Origin of the sequence: Mesorhizobium sp. 2RAF21, assembly GCF_052115345.1 — a bacterium.
In the GTDB taxonomy this organism is placed as follows: Bacteria; Pseudomonadota; Alphaproteobacteria; order Rhizobiales; family Rhizobiaceae; genus Mesorhizobium; species Mesorhizobium terrae.
Window position 1 is genome coordinate 103,359 of the sequence record NZ_JBFRGM010000007.1, and the last position, 20,861, is coordinate 124,219.

Below are 20,861 nucleotides of genomic sequence, written 5' to 3' on the forward strand. Positions count from 1 at the left end.
ATGAAATCCTCTTTCCTAGAATGCTCAGGCCGTGACCAGCGCCCGGGCGGCGGCGGCCAGGCTGTCGGCGCCGCCGACGACGCGGTCCTTGAGTGCTGCGGTCTCGCCCAACAGGTTTTCAGCGAAGAACCGACAAAGCGCGATGCGCGGCTCGGCCCCGGCCAGCCCGCCGCGCGCCAGATAGGCGCCGCCGGCGGCGAGTGAAACCAGCCGCAGATAAGGCGTGGCACCCGCCAGCGCCGTCTCCATGCCGCCATCGGCGGTGCACGCCTGCAGGAAGCGCGTCGCCTCGACGACGTCGGCCAGCGCGCGGTCGAGCAGGTCGGCGCTGCGGCCGAAACCGGGAAGGTTCGAGGTGCGGATCTCGGCCGCCACCGCCTTCAGCTCGTCGATATAGCCGTGGATGTGGGCGCCGCCGCCGAGCGGCAGCTTGCGAGCCACCAGGTCGATCGCCTGGATGCCGTTTGTGCCCTCGTAGATGGGCGCGATGCGGGCGTCGCGATAATAGGCGGCCGCGCCCGTCTCCTCGATGAAACCCATGCCGCCATGGATCTGCACGCCGATCGAGGCGACATCGACGCCGGTATCGGTGGAAAAGGCTTTGGCCAGCGGGGTCAGGAGATTGGCGCGGTCCTGCCAGTGGCAAGCCGCATCGCCCTCGGCGGCATGCGCCATGTCGAGCGCGTGGGCGCAGCAATAGCTGATCGAGCGCGCGATCTCAGTCAGCGCCTTCATGGTCAGCAAATTGCGCTGCACGTCGGCATGGTGGACGATCGGCGCCATGCCCTCGCAGGTATAATCGGCCGCCTTGCCCTGCCGGCGCTCATTGGCATAGGCCAGCGCCTTCTGATAAGCGGCCTCGGCCACCGCCACGCCCTGCATGCCGACGGCGAGGCGAGCGTTGTTCATCATGGTGAACATGCAGGCCAGGCCCTTGTTCTCCTGGCCGACCAGCCAGCCGATGGCGCCGGGCTTGGTGCCACCGAAGCCGTCGCCATAGATCATGGTGCAGGTGGGCGAGGCATGGATGCCGAGCTTGTGCTCGATGCCGGAGCAGAACACGTCGTTGCGAGCGCCGAGCGCGCCATCGTCGCCGACCAGGAATTTTGGCACCAGGAACAGGGAGATACCGCGCGTGCCGGCCGGTGCGTCAGGCAGCCGCGCCAGCACCAGATGTACGATGTTGTCGGTGAAATCGTGCTCGCCATAGGTGATGAAGATCTTCTGGCCGAAGATGCGGTAGGTGCCGTCGCCGGCGGGCTCGGCGCGGCTGCGCAGCGCGGCAAGGTCTGAACCGGCCTGCGGCTCGGTCAGGTTCATGGTGCCCATCCATTCGCCTGATACCAGCTTGGCTAGGTATTTGGCCTTGAGGTCGTCGGAGGCATGCTTGTGCAGTGCCTCCACCGCACCCATGGTCAGCGTCGGTCCGAGACCGAAGGCCATGGCGGCGGAGTTCCACATTTCCAGTGCTGCAACGCCCAGCATGTTGGGCAGCGCCTGGCCGCCGAATTCCTCGGGCCCGGACAGGCCGTTCCAGCCGCCTTCGATCCAGCGCCGGTAAAGATCCTTCCAGCCGGGCGGCATGGTGACGGCGGCATCCTTCAACACCGCGCCGGTCTCGTCGCCGATCTGGTAGAGCGGCGCCACCTCCTCCGTCGCGAAGCGGCCGGCCTCCTCCAGCACCGCGTCGACCAGATCCTCGCCGAGATCGCCGAAGACGCCCGCCTCGAGCGCGGGCCTCAGGCCGGCGACATGTTTCAGCGTGAAGGCGATATCCGCGACCGGTGCCCGATACATGCCTTGAACTCCTCCTCCGATGCAGGGCCGATCCTGCCGCGAGGCGCCACCGCATGGCAACCGCCATCTCGCCACGCCACGCTCGTTCGAACTACTTTTACGTAAACGTCAAACTTTGTCACGCGGATTTTGACGATGGCCGGAGAGGTTTCATGGCTGGGCGATCGTCACGTCGATTTAGCCGCTGGGATCGCGATGCAGCCTTCGGGTTGAGGACTCATAAAAGCGAAACGACGATCCGATGGTCGCCGAGGCCATGTTCGACAAGAAGGCGCGGATGAGGTCAGCTTGGAGCCAACGCCCCGCAAACGCGCTCACAATCGCCGGCGCCGAATGTCGGGATTGAGCGCCAGTTCGGCGCATTTCCTGGCGACGCCCATCCGCCCCGGCACTAGGCTGCGTCTGTTGCCTGAAGGAGAATTCGTATGCGTGGTCATTGCCTATGCGGCACCATTGCTTTCGAAGTCGATGGTCCGGCCCAGGCCTGCGTGGTCTGTCATTGTGAAAGTTGCCGACGGCAATGTTCTGCGCCGATGACCGCCTACATTGGCGTCCTGGACGGCCAATGGCGATGGCTGAGCAAGCTGCCAAAGGTGTTCAACTCTTCTCCCGGCGTGGAAAGAACATTTTGCGACCACTGCGGCACGCCGCTGTCCTTCCGCTCAAGGAAGATGTCCAACGTCATGCATTTTTTCGCGGCGGCGATGGAGGAGCCGGAAAAATTCGCGCCGACGCTGCATGTCGCTTTCGAGGAGAAGCTCCCTTGGCTGAAACTCGGCGACGGCCTGCCGACACGTGTTGGGCCTGACTATACGAAAGACCCAGCCTGAAGACTTGATACCGCGCAGCCAAAAGCGGATCGAGACGAGCTTGAGGGCCGCTCAGGCGGCCCGCTGCACCTCGATGGTGACATGGGAGAGCGAACCGAAGCGGCGAAGCCGGTCGCGATAGAAATCGACCCCGCGCTCGCTGTTCGTCTCCACCGAGACGATGGCGCCGAGATGCCCCGGGCCGAGACGCCAGACATGCAGGTCGGTCAGGTGATCGCCATCCTGCTCCACCGCCTTGCGCACGCCTTCGGTGACATCCTTGTCCGGGTTCATGTCCAAGAGGATCGACCCCGTGTCCCGGATCAGGCCGTAGGACCAGCTGGCGATGACAAGCGCGCCGACAATGCCCGCCACGGGATCCATCCACAGCCAGCCGAAGGCACGCGCCAGCAAAAGGCCGACGATGACCAGCACCGAGACGGCGGCATCGGCCATGACGTGCACCACGGCGGCGCGCATGTTGTTGTCGCGATGCGCGGTGCTGCCGTGACCGTGTTCGTGCTCCTCGAACAGGATCGGGTAATCCGCACCATCGATGGTGACGCGGGCGGTGAAGGCGTGCGGTTCGGGAATCTCCTCGGCGCTTTGCAGATAATCGCCATGGTCTTCCATGCGGAAGGTCTGGCGCGCGCCGTCCGGCCGCACGGTCTCGACCGTGATGGACGACGCGTCAGCCCCATTCGCCTTGACGCGGAAGACTGGCGGATGGTTCGTCTCGAACACGCTGAGCAGCACGATGCCATGCGGTGTCGCGATGCGGTGCTCCTCGTCGTGTCCATGCCCATCATGGTGATGGCCGTGGCCATGGTGGTGGTGGCCGCCGCTCGCCAGCACCAGGGCGGAAACGACGTTCACGGCCAGCCCGAGGACGGCGATCGGAATGGCCTCGGCGAAATGGATGGGAACGGGCGCGACCAGGCGGCTGACCGCCTCATAGGCGATCAGGATCGAAATCATCGCCAGGATGACGGCGCTGGTGAAACCGGCGAGGTCACCGAGCTTGCCGGTGCCGAAGGTGAAGCGGGCATCGCGCGCATGCCGGCGGGCATAGCTGTAGGCAAGAGCGGCCAGCAGCAGCGCGCCGGCATGGGTGCTCATATGCAGGCCGTCGGCAACCAAGGCGATCGAGCCGAACAGCACGCCGCCGACGATTTCCAGCGCCATCATCGCCGCGCACAGCCAGATGACGATCCAGGTCCGGCGTTCGGCATGTTCATGGCCTTCGCCAAGGAAGACGTGGCTGTGCCCGGCGGCAGAGACTTCGAGATTGGTCATTTGAACAACCCTACTTCAAATAGGTACGCACCACCGCCAGGAGTTCCTCGGCGCCGTCATGGTTGAGCGCGCCGGGATATCGCTCCTCGTCGACCAGATGCGTGCGCACATGGCCTTCGATCACCTCGCACATCAGCCCGGACATCGCCGCACGGGTGCTTGCCAGAAGGTGCATCACCTTCTCGCAGCCGGCCTCGGTGTCCAGCGCCCGCTCGATCGCATCCACCTGGCCGCGGATGCGGCGCACGCGGGCCAACAGCTGCTGCTTTTCTCGAGTCGTATGGCTCATAGGGCAATCCTATAGCATAGGGGGTTATCCTATACAAGATACGGTCGAGCGAAGTGTGGGAAAGCCGGATTCATTTGGGATGTCGCTGTGTTTTTGAAGAGCGCCAGCAGCCGCACAGGCGCTTGCCCTTACGAATAAGCCGCCTGGCTCGGGCAAGATATTGAGGCGATCAAGGCGCAGTACCCCTGCGGGTCGCGCTTTTTGACGCTCACCTTTTTGTCCCAACAGGTGTAAGGAACACAACAAAGGAGCACCTCAAAAAATGCTGGCCAGACCTGAAACCTTCCGCTGCATCGAATGCGGGCTGCCTTACCGCGCCGACGGGTTTCACTATCACGGGGGCAGGATCGAGCATGGCGCGGCCTATTGGTCAGACCGCGGCGTGTTGTGCTCGCCGCGCTGCTCGCTCGCCCATCACAAGCGGCGCCAGGCCGAGGGAACGCTGCGCGACAAGCCGGCGCCCGACCCGTTTGAATTCTAGGCGGTCGCTCCACTCCCTCGCGCGGTCGGGAATGACGGACGGATAGGTCGCGCCACTCGTCTTCCGCATACGGCGCCGCTAAAGACGGCACGAGCACCGGTCGATCCCGCCATGCACCCTTCGAGGTATTTGGCACACCCCGTGAAGCTCCGTCATTCCTGACCTCGTGAGCGACCGCAGGGAGCGGAGAGTGTCGGGAACCCATGCCGGAACATTTCCGTAATGGAACCCTTTCAGAACAGGGGATGGGGGAACGCGACGTTCCCGCGCCCGGTTTCGCACGTGTTCGCGGCGCGTTAGTCACGGCATGGATTCCCGACACTCTCCGGTCGCTCCGCTCCCTCACGAGGTCGGGAATGACGAGCAAAAGATGTTGCCCCCATCCCGAGATCAGACGCCCCCGCCCGACGTAAACATCCCCGCCCCACTTCCACACCTGGCTTGAAAAACACCCCACCGCGATCAAGGCATTAGCCGAAACGACCGAGAAAAATCGCCGGCCTCCCATCCACACTTTGCCGGCGCCCCGCTTCAAAACCCGGCCCATGGCGCGGGAACGTTTCCGCGCGTGCCATGGCGAAAAACCCTTCGTTAACCATGCCGGTTCAGGATCAACCCTCAGTCAGCGGGATATGCTCTTGAAAGGCCGCACGCGACAGTTCCACCGCATCCTGACGCTGGCAGCGGGCCTGGTGGCGGGCACTGGTGCCGGTGCGGCATCCGACTTCTCCGAACCATGGAAGAAGGACGACCGGGCACTCGTCATCGACGCTTATGAATACAACCCCATCGACTGGCCGGCGCTTGCCTCCGACAAGCGCATTGTCGGCTTCATCAACAAGGCCTCCGACGGGCTGCCGCCACCTTATGCATGCGGCGGCACCGACACCGAGCAGCGGCTGTGCAAGGCGTTGTGGAAACGCCACGCGGTGGCACGCGAACTGTTCCAGACGCGCAAGGTGGTGGCACGGGCGCTCGGCCTGCAATGGGGCGCCTATCATCTGGCGCGGCCGGGCAACCCGGTCGAACAGGCCGATAGTTTCGTCGATTTCGCCGATCCCAGCCCCGACGATCTTCTGGCCATCGACATCGAGGACAACGACCCGCAGAAATGGATGTCACTGGACGACGCCGAGGAATTCGTGCGGCAGGTGCACCGCCGCGTCGGCCGTTTCCCGATCCTCTACACCAATGAGGTGACGGCCAGCCACATCGCCGCCAACCGCTACCGCTACCGACTCTTGTCGCGCCTGCCGCTCTGGTACGCGCGCTACAAGCCGGAAGTCGGCGCCTCGTTCCCGAAAGGCCACTGGAACGGCTACGCGCTCTGGCAATTCGCCGCCCAGGCCAATTGCGGCCGTGTCGCCTGCCCCTACCGACCGGCGGGAACGCCGATGGACATCGACGTCAATGTGGCGCCCATGGATGCCGGCGAACTGCGCCGGCAATGGCCGTTCGGCGGCCTGATCGACGTACCGGCCGATTATCTGGCCAGCGTGCCGGTGCCGCTGTCACGCGAGGCTGGGCTGCGCGGCGAAAGGCTCACCTATGCTGCCGTTGCCGCCCCGCCGACGCTGGATGAACTGGTCGCCGTGCTGAAGGCGCGCTGGACATCCTTCCGGGACGGCTTCCGCAAGCCGCCGCTTGTGGCGGCCAACAGGCTGTCCAACCCGCTGCGCGGCATCGCTGGCTATGTCGCGGAGATGCGCCAGCGCATCCATCCCGCCCTCGTCTCCGAGGCTGCCCCGCCGGTGGGCATAGACCCCGTCACCACCGGTTCGATCGGCCCGAAACCCGCACCCGCCCTGCCCTTCGCCGGACGCTGACCTGTGCGACACGGAAGGTCCGGGCGGAAAGCTCAGCGCCGAACCGGCGCGCGCACCACTTCGCCGTCTTCCTTGATGAAGTCGCCGATGTCGGGATTGGCCAGCACTTCCAGCACCCGCTCCGAGGGCCTGGCCAGCACCGCGCCCTTTTCCGTCACCACGATCGGCCGGTTGATGAGGATCGGGTGCTCCATCATGAAATTGAGGAGCTCCTCGTCGCTCCATCTTGGATCGTAGAGGCGAAGCTCGGTGTACGGCGTGTCTTTCTGGCGCAACATCTGGCGGGGCGTCATGCCCATCTGCCGGATCAGCTCGACCAGCCTGCCGCGCGAGGGCGGCGTCTTCAGATATTCGATGATCTCGGGTTCCTCGCCGGAGGCGCGGATCATGGCCAGCGCGTTGCGCGAGGTGCCGCAGTCGGGATTGTGGTAGATGATGATGCTCATCGTCCCGCTTCTCGCTCGACCGCCCGCCATCCGATGTCGCGGCGGCAGAAGCCCTGCGGCCAGTCGATGCGATCGACGGCGGCATAGGCCTGACGCTGCGCTTCGCCGACCGTCGCGCCGGTGGCCGTGACATTGAGCACGCGGCCGCCATTGGCGACCAGCGCACCGGCATTGATGGCGGTGCCAGCGTGGAAGATCTGGGTACCATCGCCCCGCTCGCCATCGATGCCGCGGATGACCGAGCCCTTTTCCGGCGCGCCGGGATAACCCTGGGCGGCCATGACGACGGTGAGCGCCGCTTCGTCCCGCCAGCGCACCGACATATGCGAAAGCTGGCCGTCGGCCGCGGCATTGAGAAGGACCAGCAGATCGTCCTTCAGCCGCATCATCAAGACCTGGCATTCCGGATCGCCGAAGCGAGTATTGTATTCGATCAGTTTGGGACCGTTCTCGTCGATCATCAGCCCGGCGAACAAAACGCCGGCGAAGGGCGAGCCGAGTTCGGCCATACCGCGCATGGTCGGCTCGATGATCTCGCGCATGGTGCGCTCGATTATTTCAGGCGTCATCACCGGCGCCGGCGAATAGGCGCCCATGCCGCCGGTGTTGGGTCCAATATCGCCGTCGCCGACACGCTTGTGGTCCTGCGCGGTGCCAAAAGGCAGCGCCGTGGTGCCGTCGCACAGGCAGAAGAAGCTCGCCTCCTCGCCGGTCAGGAATTCCTCGACCACGACTTCGGCGCCAGCGCTGCCGAAGGAGCCGTCGAAACAGGCATTCAGCCCATCCAGCGCCTCGGCCAGCGTCATGGCGACGGTCACGCCCTTGCCGGCGGCCAGCCCGTCGGCCTTGATGACGATCGGCGCGCCGACCTTTTCGACATAGGCGCGCGCGGCCGCCAGATTGTCGAAGCGGCCATAGGCGGCGGTCGGAATATCAAAGCGGGCGCACAGGTCCTTGGTGAAGCCTTTCGAGCCCTCCAGCCTGGCCGCCGCCTTGGACGGTCCGAACATGCGGATGCCGGCAGCGCGCAAATCGTCGGCGATGCCCGCCACCAGCGGCGCTTCAGGGCCGACGACGACGAGATCGATCTTCATGTCGCGGCAGAAGCCGGCGACGGCGACATGGTTGGAAATGTCGAGCGCGACCAGTTCGGCCTGTTGGGCGATGCCGGGATTGCCGGGTGCTGCGTAGAGCTTGGTCAGGAGTGGCGAGGCGGCGAGCTTCCAGGCCAGCGCATGTTCGCGGCCGCCGGAACCGAGGAGAAGAACTTTCATGCCGAATACCTCGCGCTCACCCATATCGCCCGGCTCTGGCTATTGGCGATGGCGCGGCAGGTCAAGGCAAGATGGCGCCTTTCAACCGCAACGGCATTGTCGGGCGCCCACCGCCGGCCTATCTGGGATCGACGACAAGAAGGGAAAGCCATGCCGATCACCATCGAACGTGCCCATCCTCTGCTTTTCGCCGCGGCCGGCAAGGCCGATTTCAGCTTCAGGGTCGACGCCTATTACGAACCGGCCTTTGGCCGGCCGGTGGCCGAATGGCAACGCATTCCGGTCGAGCCCTATGTGAAAACCTATGACGAGCTGGAAGAGGAGGACGAGGAGCAGGAATGGGACGAAGACAGCGCGCTGTTCGTCGCCCTGCTCGATAATCGGCCGATCGGGCGGCTTTCGGTGACACGCAACTGGAACGCTTATGGCCTGCTCGACGACTTCGGCGTCGACAGCGCCCATCGTGGCAGCGGCATCGGCGGCAGGCTGTTCGAGCAGGCCAAGGCCTGGGCGGAGGCCGATGGCCTGCCCGGACTGACGCTTGAAACGCAGAACAACAACCTGAACGCCTGCCGCTTCTACGAACGCCAGGGCTTCGAGCTCGGCGGGTTCGACCGCTTCTTCTACCGGGGGCTCTGTCCCGACACGCGCGAGATCGCGCTGTTCTGGTATCTGCCCTTCAGGCGGTGAAGCTTGGGCCCGACCGGCGGGGCACGGTTAATGTGAGTGGCGCCAGGCCGCCGAGACATCGTGTCTGCTTGACGCCCGCGCGGCAGCCTGTCACTCCAAGCCAATGGAAACCATACAGTCGAAATCGGCTCAGGGCCGCGTCGCCGACGCGCCGAGCGGGCACTGGGTCTACCGCGTTCTGCCGCGCTGGCTGTGGCCCTATGCCCAGCTCGCCCGCTGGGACCGACCGATCGGCTGGCAGCTGCTTTTGTGGCCGTGCTGGTGGTCGGCGGCACTTGCCGCCAGCGCCTATGCGCGCGTCGACGACACGCTGCTGTCGCTCCTGCCGCTGCCGTCGACGCTGATCCTGTTCCTGCTCGGCGCCATCGCCATGCGCGGTGCCGGCTGCACCTACAACGACATCGTCGACGAGGACATCGACAACCAGGTCGAGCGCACCCGCTCGCGCCCGCTGCCGTCGGGCAAGGTCAGCCGTCGGCAGGCCTGGATATTCCTGGTGCTGCAGGCGCTGGTCGGGCTGGTGGTGCTACTGCAGTTCAACGGCTTCGCCATCCTGCTCGGGGTCTGCTCGCTGGCCGTCGTCGCGGTCTACCCGTTCATGAAGCGCTTCACCAACTGGCCGCAATTCGTGCTTGGTCTCGCCTTTTCCTGGGGCGCGCTGATGGGCTGGGCCAGCGAATTCGCCGACCTCGATGCGCCGGCCTTCCTGCTCTATATCGGCTCCATCCTGTGGGTGATTGGCTACGACACGATCTACGCCCACCAGGACAAGGAAGACGACGCCATCGTCGGCGTGCGCTCCACCGCCCGGCTGTTCGGCGACAACACCAAATCCTGGCTGGTCGGCCTCTATGCCGGCGCGCTGATGTGTTTCGCCGTCGCCTTTGCCTCGGCGCAGGCACCGGTGGTGGCGCTCGCCGGCCTGATCGCAGCCGGCGCGCATATGGCTCGCCAGATCATCACGCTGGACATCGACAATCCGGACCAATGCCTGAAGCTGTTCAAGTCGAACAACCAGGTCGGCTGGCTGATCTTCCTTGGCCTGATCGGCGGCGCCATCTGGGTGGCAGTGAAGCCGCTGATGTAAGCGAAGGCGCACCGCGCGAGAGTTCGAGGCGCTGGAAACTCGAAAAGCCGGTCGCCCGGCTTTTCATGCTCCGGACGGGCAAGTCCCTACTGGCGGGCGATGATCTCCTCGCCGCCGATAACCAGCCTGAGACCCAGATCGCCGGTGCGGCGGCGGGCCAGGAAGCGCGGGCGGCGCGTGGTGGAGATGCGGCCCTTGCGACGATCGCGCGGCGGCTGCGTCTTGATGGCGGCGCCGAGCGATTCCTCCAGCGTGCGGGCGACACCGTCCGCCTCGATCAGCAGCATCGGCAGGCCGAAGGCTTCGGCCCAGGCGCGCCAGTCGGCCGCGATATCGTCGAGGTCGTCGGCGACCAGCAGCGGCACCGACAGCATCGGATCGCTGTGCAAAAGCTCCAGCGTCACCGTGACATTGCCGTCCTCATCTTCCATGGCGCGAGCGGCAACGCCACGGAACGCGCGCGCCGGCAGGGCGATGACCACCGGCATGCCGCTCATCTGCAGCGTGCGGCGCATGATGGCACCGCGCCGGTCGATGGTGAGCGTGATGTCGCCGACGTCGTCGCGGGCGGCGTAGCTGACCATCTGCGGCAGGCGAAATGGGTCGAGGCGCATATTGCGCCCAGCCCAGACTGGCTTCAGTCCGGTGTTCATGAAATGCCTTCCTGTCTCTCCTGAGAGCCGGGTTCCCGGTCATCTCCGTGCGGGTTTTCCCGCCTCGTTATGGGAAGAGACTAGCGCTGGCGCCTTACCGCCCCGCTTAAGAAAGTCGGTTAAATTTTGCTGATCTGACAGATGGTTATCGGATTGCAACCAAGAACTATGCTTTGAAAGGATCAGATAACCTTGCCGGGATTCATGATGCCTGCCGGATCGAAGGCGGCCTTTACCCGGCGCATCAGGTCGATGGCCATCGGCGGCGCAGTGGCGATCAGTTCGTCGCGCTTCAACTGGCCGATGCCGTGCTCGGCCGAGATGGAGCCGTTCAGCGAACGCACGACATCGTGCACGGCCTTGTTCATGGGCTTGTAGAGATCGAGGAAGGCCTCATCGTCGCCATCCAGCGGACGCGAGATGTTGTAGTGCAGGTTGCCGTCGCCCATGTGGCCGAAGCAGACGATGCGAGCGCCGGCGCTGACCGAGGCGACCGCCTTCGCCGCGCGCTCGATGAAGGTCGGGATCGTGGCGATCGGCACCGATATGTCGTGCTTGATGGAAGCGCCTTCCGCCTTCTGCGTTTCCGGCAGGGTTTCGCGGAAATTCCAGAAGGCATCGGCCTGGGAAAGGCTGGCCGCGATGACGGCGTCGTCGGCCAGGCCCTTTTCCAACCCTTCCGACAGGATATCTTCGATCAACGCCCTGGCATCCTCAGCGGAGCGACCGGACGAAACCTGCATCAGCACATACCAGGGCCAGTCGTCGGCCAGTGGCCGGGTGACGCCGGCGCCGTGGCGCAGCGTGAAATCATAGGGCGTCCTGGCGATCAGCTCGAAGGCGGTCAGCGCCGGGCCGGCATGGTCCTCGGCGAGACTGAACAAAGCAAGGGCTGCTTCCGGCGACGGCAGACCGACAAAGGCGACCTCCCTGCCCTTCGGCTTGGGAAACAGTTTCATGACGGCGGCGGTGATGACACCCAGCGTGCCTTCGGCGCCGACGAACAGGTTCTTCAGATCGTAGCCGGTGTTGTCCTTCTTCAGCTTGCGCAGGTCGTCGAAAATCTCACCGGTCGGCAGCACCACCTCGACACCGAGGCAGAGTTCACGCGCGTTGCCATAGGCAAGCACGCCGGTGCCGCCGGCATTGGAAGAAAGATTGCCGCCGATCTGGCACGAGCCCTGGGCGGCCAGCGACAGCGGAAATAGCCGGTCGGCGGCGTCGGCCGCTTCCTGCAGCACCTGCAGGATGACACCGGCCTCGACGGTAGCTGTGTTCGATCTGACGTCGATCTCGCGGATACGATTTAGCCTGGACAGCGACAGAACGATCTGATGGCCCGAGGCGTCCGGCACCTGCGCGCCGACAAGGCCGGTGTTGCCGCTCTGCGGGACGACCGGCGTGCGCGTTTCGGTGGCTAGCCGCATGACGCGGCTGACTTCTTCGACGCTGCCGGGGCGCAGCACCAGCGAGGTGCGGCCATGCCACAGGCCGCGGCGCTCGGCGAGATACGGGGCGATGTTGGCCTGATCACGCAGGGCGTAGCGGTCACCGACGATGGCGGCGAAACGCTGGACAAGATCGGCGGACGGTTGGGAAAGCGTATCGGTCATCGGGCGGGACAAAATTCCAAACGGATCGAAACGGGAAGCAGCCGCATCTTGGCCCAGCCGGTGCGATGTCGTCCAGCACGCGACCGTAAAATCAGGCCCGATTTCCGGAAAGGATGATGCGCCAGGGCGAGGCGTTGCAGCGTCCCCAGCAAACCGTGACGACGCGCGGCGCCCTAGGCTCCGGCGAGCGGTTCGTCGCGCGGAGCGGCCGCGCGGGCAAGCCGGTCGTTAATCGCCTCGCCAAGACCGTCGAACGGCACCGGCTCGACCGCTATGGCCGCTACCTTTGAGCGGTCGAGTTCCTGCATGAAGGAGAACAAATTGGCCGCTGCCTCCGCAAGGTCGCCGCGCTCCGACAGGTTTTTTATCGCAACAGCATCCCGCCAGCCTTCGGCACGCGCCGGGCCGAAGGCGAGCAGCGCCTCGCCAGCCCGCACCTCGCCGGCATCCAGCCGCATCGCCGCGCGCGGCGCATAGTGCGAGGCAAGCATGCCCGGCGCCTGGATGCCGGTGGCGCCGCGCCGCAGCCGCACGCCGGCTATCGCCTCGATATCGGCGGCGGCGATGCCGCCCGGCCGCAGAAGATGCAGTCCGTCGGCATCGACCTTGACGATGGTCGATTCCAGCCCGACCGGCGTGGCGCCGCCATCGACGACCAGCTTGATACGCGGGCCGAGATCGGCAGCGACCGCCTCAGCGGTGGTGGCGCTTATGCGGCCCGAGGAATTGGCCGAGGGCGCTGCCAGCGGCCGGCCGAGCCGGCCGATCAGCTCGCCGCCAAAACCTTTCGGCATACGCAGCGCGACGGTGTCCAGCCCGGCGGTGACCAGGGGATGAATGCCGGCGCCTTCGCGCAGCGGCAAGACGAGGGTAAGCGGGCCCGGCCAGAAGGCTTCGGCGAGTTTGCGCGACAGCGGGTCGAAACCGGCGATGCGTTCGGCCATGGCGATATCGGCGACATGAGCGATCAGCGGGTTGAAGCGCGGCCGGCCCTTGGCCTCGAAGATGCGGGTGACGGCCGCGCCATTGGTGGCATCGCCGGCGAGGCCGTAGACAGTCTCGGTCGGGATGGCTACGACCGCGCCGGCGTTGAGCAATGCCAGCGCCTGTTCCATCGCATCGCGGACGGCAAGGATTTCAGCCATGTTTCGAACCTTCTTCGAGGCGGCTGCGTAATACGGCTGGCCGCGCCCGGCAAGCCTTTGGCCGCGAAAACGCCGACCGCTAAAATGCAAAGGATCGGCGAAAGCCGGCATCAAGGTGCCTGCTTTATGCTCATGGCAGGCATTGGGTATGGGCGGGGGTTCAATATGCGCAGCGTCGCGATCGCGGTCTTCATGGTTTGCACGGCAGGCGCCGCGCAGGCATCGTCGCTCGTCTATTTCAAGGAAGAAAAACCAGCCTCGACCCCGTCGGTGCTCTTCGTCGGCATTGATGGGCAACAGGCGACGCTTTCGTCAGTGATTTCTATGGGCGAGGCGCAACCGCCCGTTACTGGCGAGACAGTCTCGGCCATTCCGGTCGATCGCGGACCCGAAAGCGCGCCGATGGTAATCCGAGACGGTGTGGTGGGCAGCGCGCTGCCGCGCCATATGACGAAACCGGCCGTGGCCCAAAGCACGAACGCCGCCAAACCAATTCCGGCCAAGGCCGATGGAAAACTGCCGGCTTCCGGCAAACTCAAGCCGGAAGCGCTGCGTTAAACAAACCATCAGAGCGGCAAGGCGGCATCGCCGCCCTGCCCCGGCGAAAAGCTTCAGGCCGCGGCCTTGGCTTCTTCCTCGCCATCGTCTTCGTGGTCGGTTTCTTCTTCGTCCTCGGCGGTTTCCTCGCCGTCCTCGGTGTCTTCGCCTTCTTCGTCCTCGTCTTCCGCTTCTTCGTCGTCGTGATCGTCCTCGTCGTCGGACATCACCACTTCATCGTCGTCGCGGCCGGCCAGTTCGTGTTCCGGCGTGGCTTCGAGCAGCGCCTCGTCAGAGGCCAGGATATCGTCCAGCAATTCAGGTTCGGCAACGAATGTCATGAAAGCCTCCGTGGGTTCGAGTGAACACCCGAAATGTCCCACGCCGACATCATCGCCATATGACTGTAAGCCGGCTCGCGCGGCTATTTTACAAGTCCCTGAAATGCCTCGCCGGAGCGCCCGGGGGCGCTCCGATTTCCGGCTATCAGCCGGCGATCTTGGAGAAATCGGCGACCCGGTCGGTGGCGGCGCGGATGCGTGACAAGAGCGCAAGACGATTCGCCCGCACGGCGACATCCTCTTCATTGACCAGGACCTTGTCGAAGAAGGTATCGACAGGTTCGCGGAGCGCGCTGAGCGCCACCATGGCTGCGGAAAAATCTTCCTTGCCAATGGCTTCGCCGGCCCGCGCTTCCGCCTGATCGATCGCGGAAAACAGCTTCTTTTCGGCATCCTCGCGGAACAATGCCGGGTCGACGGCGGCGGCGACCGCCGTGCCCTTCTTTTCCTCAGCGGCGAGGATGTTGGCGGCGCGCTTGGTGCCGGCGAGCAGGTTCTTGCCGTCCTCGGTGTCGAGCAGCTTGCCCAGTGCCTCGACGCGGCGAACGACGGTCAACAGATCGTCGGCATCCGGCGTGATGACGGCGTCGATCAGGTCATGCCGCGCGCCCTGGTCACGGAGATAGACTTTCAAGCGGTCGTGGAAGAAGGAGAGGAGGTTGGCGCGAGCAGAGCCTACTACCCAGTTCATCGCGACGCCAGATGCCGCTTGATCTTCCGCAACGGCTCTCGTGACTTCTTTGAAACTTGGACTTGTACTCTTTTTGAGTTCGACGCCTATCAATTCGGCTCGATCCGAGACTCTCTGCTTCTCAACACCAACTCTAGCGAAATATTGGTCTGAGATGAGGTTGTTGGCGGTATGGAAGGAAAGGTTCAGCCCCAACCGCACCTCATTCTCAACGACAATCCTGATCACGCCCAACGCCGCTCTCCGCAGCGCATAAGGGTCCTTGGAGCCGGTCGGCTTCTCGTCGATGGCCCAGAAGCCGACCAGCGTGTCGAGCTTGTCGGCCAGCGCTACCGAAACCGAAACCGGATCGGTCGGCACGCGGTCGGACGGGCCTTGCGGCTTGTAATGTTCCTCGATCGCCGCGGCGACGGAGATGCTCTCGCCTTGCAGCAACGCGTATTTGCGGCCCATGGCGCCCTGCAATTCCGGGAACTCGCCGACCACTTCGGTCTGCAGATCGGCCTTGGCCAGCACCGCCGCGCGCTGGGCCTGCGCCGGCTCGGCACCAACGACCGGCGCGACCTCGGTTGCCAGCCTGCGGATGCGCTGGACGCGTTCGCCCTGCGTGCCAAGCTTGGCGTGGAAAGTGACGTTGAGGTGATCGAGCCGCGCCATGCGCTGGTCGAGTGGCTTTTTCAGATCGAGACCGAACTTGGCCGCCGAACCCTCCAGCGCGCCAAGGTCCGGCAGATCGCCCTGATCGGTGTGCCAGAAATAGAGCGCGTCCGACAGGCGCGCACGCACCACCTTGCCGTTGCCATGCGCGATCTCGGCGCCGCCATCCTTCGCCTCGATGTTGGCGGTGAGGATGAAGCGGTTGGACAGGTTCTCCGCCTCACCTTGCGGGCGGGTGACGAAACACTTCTGGTTGGCGCGGATGGTGAGGCGGATCACTTCCGGCGGAATGGCCAAAAAGTCCTGCTCGAATTCGCCCATCAAGACGACCGGCCATTCGACCAGGCCGGAAACTTCCTCCAGCAGGCCCTCGTCCTCGACAAGGTCGAGCCCGTTGGCGAAGGCAAGGTTGCGGGCGTCGGCCAGGATGATCTCCTTGCGCCGCTCGGCGTCGATGACGACCTTGGCCGCGTCGAGCTTCGCCGCATAGTCGTCGAAGCGCTTGACCGTGATGGCGCCTGGCGCATGGAAGCGGTGGCCATAGGTGACATTGCCGGCGCGGATGCCGTCGATCTCGAAATCGACCACCACCGGCTCCTCGGTCTCGGGGCCGAAGGTGCAGACGATGGATTGCAGCGGACGTACCCAGCGCAGCGCGCCGGGCTTGGCCGAGGCGGGGCCCCAGCGCATCGACTTCGGCCACGGGAAGGTGCGGATGATGGCCGGCACCAGCTCGGCGATGACCTCCTCGGCGGCGCGGCCGGGCTTGGAGATGTGGGCGACGTAGAAGTCGCCCTTCTTCGGGTCGGCATGGACATGCGCCTCGGCGACGGAGGCGAGGCCGGCCTTGCGCAGGAAACCCTGGATGGCCTGCTCCGGCGCCTTGGTGGACGGGCCCTTGATTTCCTCGCGCACATCCTTGGAGCGCGCGGTGAGCCCGCGGACGTCGAGCGTCAGCCGGCGCGGCGTCCAGTATTCGCGTGCCGCTTCGTAGGTCAGACCTGCCTCGACCAGACCGTCAGTCAGCATCTTCTTCAGGTCGCCGGCAGCCTTGCGCTGCATGCGCGCTGGGATTTCCTCGGAACGGAGTTCAAGCAGAAGATCGGGCATGGTCGGTCTCAAACGGGATGGCTGGCGCGGCAATAGCAAGTCGCCCGCGCCCTGTCACCCTCGGTGCATGGCCACGAGCCTTTGAAAATTTCGCGGGGCATGTCGGCAAGCGGCGGCCTGAGCCGTCCTAAGGGCACAGCGACATCATCGAAACGAAGCGCCGGGCGGGCTTCCGCCCGGACGGGAAACCATTGGCTGAAGACCATGAAGACCGCATCGACATTGCTGCAGATCCTGGCGCTTGGCGCGTGCTTTACAGCGCAGGTGCACGGTGCATTGGCAATGCCTGGCACCCGCAGGGCGCTCCAGATACTCGCGACCTCTGCCCACTTCACCCCAGTACAATCTTTACGCTAACGCCTACTCCATCCTGCACAGCGACGCCCACTTCAGCTCTCAATGATGGGAAGGCAGGGAGCCAAGCAGTGGCTGAAGATCACGCCATTCCTCTCGGTAGCCAGGCTGCCAGGGAAATGCCCCAGATCGGCTGTCGGGATAGATCAATTGCAATACAGGAAAGGGTTTTCGGTCGTAGAACCAACTGGTCCATGTCGTGTATTCGCGATCTCGGTCCGGTGAATCCACGCGAAGGAAAGTCACGGGATGGCCTTCCACAAATCCGTCGTAAAACGCGCCCGGAGACACACTCTCACCGGCATGGGCCCGATTCCCATATTCATTGATGACGAAATGGGCGACATCCAGAGCAAGACTGAAGACAATCAGTTCGGGCATGCCGGTCAAACGGAAGATACCCGTGGAATAGGCAAAGCCCGGGCTGTCCACGTCGGCGCCAACCATCATCACGTGCCAGCGATAGCGCTCGATGATGCTAAGGAATTCTCGCTCCGCATCGTCTGTTGGTTGTGGCACAGCTTCGCCTCACGCCGCCAAACCACCCGCATCGGTGAGCAGAAACGCCTCGCCACAGGCTTTGGCCAGGTTGCGCACGCGCAGAATGTAGCTCTGGCGTTCCGTGACCGAAATGACGCCGCGCGCGTCGAGCAGATTGAAGACGTGGCTGGCCTTGATGCACTGGTCGTAGGCCGGGAACACCATCTTGTGCATGGCGATGTTGGTGTTCGAGGCCGGCGCACCGGCATCGAGCAGCGCCTTGCACTCGGCCTCGGCATCCTCGAAATGGCGCAAAAGCATGGCCGTGTTGGCGTGTTCGAAATTGTGACGCGAATATTCCTGCTCGGCCTGCAGGAAGACCTCGCCGTAGGACACGCGGTCCGGCCCTTCCATGCCATTGAAGTTCAGGTCGTAGACATTGTCGACGCCCTGTACATACATGGCCAACCGCTCCAGCCCGTAGGTCAGTTCGCCGGCGACCGGCGCGCATTCGATGCCGCAGACCTGCTGGAAATAGGTGAACTGCGACACTTCCATGCCGTCGCACCAGCACTCCCAGCCGAGGCCCCAGGCGCCGAGCGTCGGGCTTTCCCAATCGTCCTCGACGAAGCGGATGTCGTGCAGCAGCGGGTCGATGCCGATCGCTTTCAGCGAGCCGAGATAGAGCTCCTGCAGGTTCGGCGGATTGGGCTTCAGGATGACCTGATACTGATAGTAGTGCTGCAGCCGGTTCGGGTTCTCGCCGTAGCGGCCGTCCTTCGGCCGGCGCGACGGCTGTACATAGGCAGCGTTCCAGCGGCGTGGACCGAGCGCCCGCAACGTCGTCGCCGGGTGGAAGGTACCGGCGCCCACTTCCATGTCGTAGGGCTGCAGGATGACACAACCATGCGCGGCCCAGTAATTATGCAGGGTCAGGATCAGGCCCTGGAACGAGCGCTTGGGATCGAGATTTGCTGGAAGTTCGGCGGTCACGGCGGCCTCGATGGGTGCTGCGGAATGCGCCACTCCCTAGTGCCCTGCTCTGAGAGCGTCAAGGCAAGTGGTGGTGGAAGGAAGACGCTGATCTTCCCCTCACCGGAGTTCGATACCTGCAACGAAGCTCGAAAAGCCAAGCAGTTAGCTTAGGGATTCACCTGCCGGGCGCCCGCTGCCTGCGACAGCTCCCCAGCGTTCGAGCCCTTTGGAAGGTCCACCGGACCTTCCAATTCGCTACATGGCCGCTTCCCGGCCCCTCGCAGGCTCAGGGCGTTCGAAGCTCGAAAAGCCAAGCAATTGGCTTTTCGTCCGCTAACGCGGACCGCTTCTCACCCCTTCGGGGGCTTGGGCTTCGGGGCTTCCTGCGCGGTCTTGTTCTCGAGCGGCGGCAGGCCCTTAAGCAATTTCTGCTCGACCGAGGCCAGCACGTCGGGCTCCGGCTTCAGGTCGCGCGCGTGGCGCCACTGGAACGTGGCTTCGAGCTTGCGGCCGACGCGCCAGTAGACGTCGCCCAGATGGTCGTTCAGCACCGGGTCTTCCGGCTTCAGCTGCACGGCGCGTTCCATTTCGCGCACAGCGTCATCGTAGCGGCCGAGCTTGTAGTAGGCCCAACCTAGCGAATCGACGATGTATCCATCGCTCGGCCGCAGGTCGGCGGCCTTCTTGATCATATCCAGCGCTTCCTTGAGGTTGGTGCCCATGTCCACCCAGGAATAACCGAGATAGTTCAACACCTGCGGCTGGTTCGGGTAGAGCTCGAGCGCCTTGCGGAAATTCGGCTCGGCCTTGGGCCATTCCTTGACCCGCTCGTAAGCGATGCCGCGCTGGTAGAAGATATTCCAGTCGGCCTTGGTCGGCTTTTTCAGCGCCGCGACCGCCCTGTCGTAGAGATCGGCGGCCGAGCGGAAATCCTGCTTGGAGGAATAAACGCCGCCGAGCGCCATATAGCCGCGCATGTCTCCGGGATTGGCCTCGACCAGCGTCTTCAGCTGCGCGATCGCCTCGTCGTTGCGGCCGAGATCGGCGAGGTTCAGGCCGGTCTGCAGCTCCGACACTTCCTTCAACGGCGAGGATGCCGGGATGCGACGGTAGAACTCGATGGCGCGGTTGCCGTCCTTGAGCTGCTCGGCCACGGCGGCAAGCTGCACCAGCACGGCGTCGCCGTCCGGCTTCAACGCCAGCGCGTATTCGAGATAAAGCCGCACGAAGGGCTCGCCGCCGCCACGGTTAAGCGCGGTGGCGAGATCGAGCAAAATCTCGGACGCGCCGTCGGCGGGGCCGGCGACAAGCGGTTCGGGTTTGTCGCCCTTGTTGATCTTGTCGCGCAGCGCCGCGATCTCGACCTTGCCGGAACCGAATTCCTCCGCCTGCTTGAGCACGGACAGCGCCTTTTCCTTGTCGCCCTGGCGGGCCAGGAAGGTGGCGTAAGCCTGGGCGGCGCGCATCCAGGTCTCGGGTGCCGCGCTGCCGGCGGCGGTGTTGCCTATCGCTTCGGAATAGGCCGCGTCGGCCTTGTCGTTCAGCCCGGCCGCCTCGGCGATCAGCCCACGATGGAACGACTTGAACAGGCCGAACCATTCAGGTCCTTCCAGCTTGCGCACATAATCGATGGCATCGGCGCCCTGGCCGGCCCCTTGCATCGCCCAGCCGGTCATGACGCCGGAAATCAGCTTGTCGAGATCGGCACCGAGCGAGAGCTTCAGCCAGTACTGAGCCTTGGCGAAGTCCTTCTTCTTGAAGCTGTCGACCGCCAGCGCCAGACGCGAGAAACGCTCGACATCCGGCACTTCCTTCAGTTTGTCGGCATAAGGCAGCGATTCCTCGAAGCGACCCTGCGCGATCAGCGACAACATCAGGCTCTGCTGCAGCTGCGTGTCCTCGGGCGCGAAGGCCAATGCCTGCTTGTAATAGGCGATGGCGTTGTCGAGATCGTTGTCGTTCTCGGCGATCCTGGCCGAAAGATAGGCACCCGAAAACGAATTGATTTCAACGGGATCCGTCGCCTGGCTTGCCAGGCCGGCCTGCGTCTGCGCCACAAGACCAGCGAGAAGGGCCAGGCCCGAGAGCCAGCGAACACGTCTTTGCCGCATCGTAATCCTTTCTGGCAGGCAATCACCCGCTCCGGCGGGGATCGCCAAAGAATCCATCATTCCGGTCAAGCATGGCCTTTTTGGGGTCGCGCATCAATCCGACTCGCGGTCACAATGCGGACATCCCCTTAACAAAGCATGGCGCGGCAGTCCGCTCCGCCGAGGGCGAACCCGGGCCCGTCCAGACCGGTGGCCATTG

19 protein-coding genes are annotated in these 20,861 nt (G+C 64.4%); 6 read left to right on the top strand and 13 right to left on the bottom strand.

The genetic code is table 11. The features are described 5' to 3' along the window. Positions 1 to 24: 24 nt before the first annotated feature. Complete coding sequence (locus AB4136_RS13080) at positions 25 to 1,797, bottom strand: acyl-CoA dehydrogenase (RefSeq protein ID WP_024926671.1); 1,773 nt, start codon at positions 1,795 to 1,797, stop codon at positions 25 to 27. Between the two features lie 425 nt (positions 1,798 to 2,222). On the opposite strand from AB4136_RS13080, the gene AB4136_RS13085 reads away from it, so the two are divergent. Beyond that, on the top strand, positions 2,223 to 2,627 hold the full coding sequence (locus AB4136_RS13085) for a GFA family protein (RefSeq protein ID WP_081766976.1): 405 nt from the start codon (positions 2,223 to 2,225) through the stop codon (positions 2,625 to 2,627). A 51-nt stretch (positions 2,628 to 2,678) separates the two neighbouring features. Here AB4136_RS13085 and dmeF read toward each other — a convergent pair whose 3' ends face one another. Together dmeF and AB4136_RS13095 are read right to left on the bottom strand one after the other, a co-directional pair. Then, entirely contained in the window at positions 2,679 to 3,902 is a 1,224-nt protein-coding gene (dmeF, locus tag AB4136_RS13090; RefSeq protein ID WP_024926669.1) for a CDF family Co(II)/Ni(II) efflux transporter DmeF, read from the bottom strand. A 10-nt stretch (positions 3,903 to 3,912) separates the two neighbouring features. Further along, positions 3,913 to 4,191, bottom strand: coding sequence for a metal/formaldehyde-sensitive transcriptional repressor (locus tag AB4136_RS13095; protein ID WP_024926668.1), 279 nt, complete (start codon positions 4,189 to 4,191; stop codon positions 3,913 to 3,915). 262 nt (positions 4,192 to 4,453) lie between these two features. Between AB4136_RS13095 and AB4136_RS13100 the strand changes: the two genes are divergently transcribed. Both AB4136_RS13100 and AB4136_RS13105 read left to right on the top strand, forming a co-directional pair. Next, a complete protein-coding gene (locus AB4136_RS13100; RefSeq protein ID WP_137901188.1) occupies positions 4,454 to 4,672 on the top strand; it encodes a hypothetical protein in 219 nt (72 codons plus the stop codon). Between the two features lie 632 nt (positions 4,673 to 5,304). Continuing rightward, a complete protein-coding gene (locus AB4136_RS13105) occupies positions 5,305 to 6,498 on the top strand; it encodes a glycoside hydrolase family 25 protein (protein WP_036254933.1) in 1,194 nt (397 codons plus the stop codon). 32 nt (positions 6,499 to 6,530) lie between these two features. Here the strand turns inward: AB4136_RS13105 and arsC are convergent, their stop codons facing one another. Together arsC and purD are read right to left on the bottom strand one after the other, a co-directional pair. Then, the gene (gene arsC / locus AB4136_RS13110; protein WP_024926665.1) at positions 6,531 to 6,944 is read right to left on the bottom strand and encodes an arsenate reductase (glutaredoxin); all 414 of its coding nucleotides are present in this window, start codon (positions 6,942 to 6,944) and stop codon (positions 6,531 to 6,533) included. Then, the gene (purD, locus tag AB4136_RS13115; RefSeq protein WP_137901187.1) at positions 6,941 to 8,218 is read right to left on the bottom strand and encodes a phosphoribosylamine--glycine ligase; all 1,278 of its coding nucleotides are present in this window, start codon (positions 8,216 to 8,218) and stop codon (positions 6,941 to 6,943) included. Before purD ends, arsC begins: the two co-directional genes overlap by 4 nt. A 150-nt stretch (positions 8,219 to 8,368) precedes the next feature. Here purD and AB4136_RS13120 point away from each other — a divergent pair, with 150 nt between their 5' ends. Beyond that, complete coding sequence (locus AB4136_RS13120; protein ID WP_024926663.1) at positions 8,369 to 8,908, top strand: GNAT family N-acetyltransferase; 540 nt, start codon at positions 8,369 to 8,371, stop codon at positions 8,906 to 8,908. A 103-nt stretch (positions 8,909 to 9,011) separates the two neighbouring features. Continuing rightward, positions 9,012 to 9,995: a 4-hydroxybenzoate octaprenyltransferase gene (ubiA, locus tag AB4136_RS13125; protein WP_024926662.1), complete on the top strand. Its 984-nt coding sequence runs from the start codon at positions 9,012 to 9,014 to the stop codon at positions 9,993 to 9,995. Between the two features lie 86 nt (positions 9,996 to 10,081). On the opposite strand, the gene AB4136_RS13130 is transcribed toward ubiA, so the two are convergent. From AB4136_RS13130 to AB4136_RS13140, 3 genes are all read right to left on the bottom strand, one after another. Then, positions 10,082 to 10,648 carry a DUF6101 family protein gene (locus AB4136_RS13130; protein ID WP_024926661.1) on the bottom strand — a complete coding sequence of 189 codons (567 nt, stop codon included), beginning with the start codon at positions 10,646 to 10,648 and terminating at the stop codon, positions 10,082 to 10,084. Positions 10,649 to 10,830: 182 nt separating this feature from the next. Beyond that, positions 10,831 to 12,261, bottom strand: coding sequence for an FAD-binding oxidoreductase (locus AB4136_RS13135; RefSeq protein WP_024926660.1), 1,431 nt, complete (start codon positions 12,259 to 12,261; stop codon positions 10,831 to 10,833). A gap of 173 nt (positions 12,262 to 12,434) precedes the next feature. Beyond that, complete coding sequence (locus tag AB4136_RS13140; RefSeq protein ID WP_024926659.1) at positions 12,435 to 13,406, bottom strand: L-threonylcarbamoyladenylate synthase; 972 nt, start codon at positions 13,404 to 13,406, stop codon at positions 12,435 to 12,437. 84 nt (positions 13,407 to 13,490) lie between these two features. Between AB4136_RS13140 and AB4136_RS13145 the strand changes: the two genes are divergently transcribed. Next, positions 13,491 to 13,964, top strand: a complete 474-nt coding sequence (locus AB4136_RS13145) for a hypothetical protein (protein WP_137901186.1) — start codon at positions 13,491 to 13,493, stop codon at positions 13,962 to 13,964. Between the two features lie 53 nt (positions 13,965 to 14,017). On the opposite strand, the gene AB4136_RS13150 is transcribed toward AB4136_RS13145, so the two are convergent. The 5 genes from AB4136_RS13150 to AB4136_RS13170 all read right to left on the bottom strand — a co-directional run bounded on the left by AB4136_RS13150 (position 14,018) and on the right by AB4136_RS13170 (position 20,662). Further along, positions 14,018 to 14,284 (bottom strand): hypothetical protein, encoded by a 267-nt coding sequence (locus tag AB4136_RS13150; RefSeq protein ID WP_024926657.1) that lies wholly within the window; start codon positions 14,282 to 14,284, stop codon positions 14,018 to 14,020. 145 nt (positions 14,285 to 14,429) lie between these two features. Next, entirely contained in the window at positions 14,430 to 16,742 is a 2,313-nt protein-coding gene (glyS, locus tag AB4136_RS13155; RefSeq protein ID WP_024926656.1) for a glycine--tRNA ligase subunit beta, read from the bottom strand. 396 nt (positions 16,743 to 17,138) lie between these two features. Beyond that, complete coding sequence (locus AB4136_RS13160; RefSeq protein ID WP_024926655.1) at positions 17,139 to 17,615, bottom strand: DUF4262 domain-containing protein; 477 nt, start codon at positions 17,613 to 17,615, stop codon at positions 17,139 to 17,141. 9 nt (positions 17,616 to 17,624) lie between these two features. Then, positions 17,625 to 18,569, bottom strand: a complete 945-nt coding sequence (locus AB4136_RS13165) for a glycine--tRNA ligase subunit alpha (protein ID WP_024926654.1) — start codon at positions 18,567 to 18,569, stop codon at positions 17,625 to 17,627. A 332-nt stretch (positions 18,570 to 18,901) separates the two neighbouring features. Continuing rightward, complete coding sequence (locus tag AB4136_RS13170) at positions 18,902 to 20,662, bottom strand: tetratricopeptide repeat protein (RefSeq protein ID WP_024922346.1); 1,761 nt, start codon at positions 20,660 to 20,662, stop codon at positions 18,902 to 18,904. Positions 20,663 to 20,861: the final 199 nt, after the last annotated feature.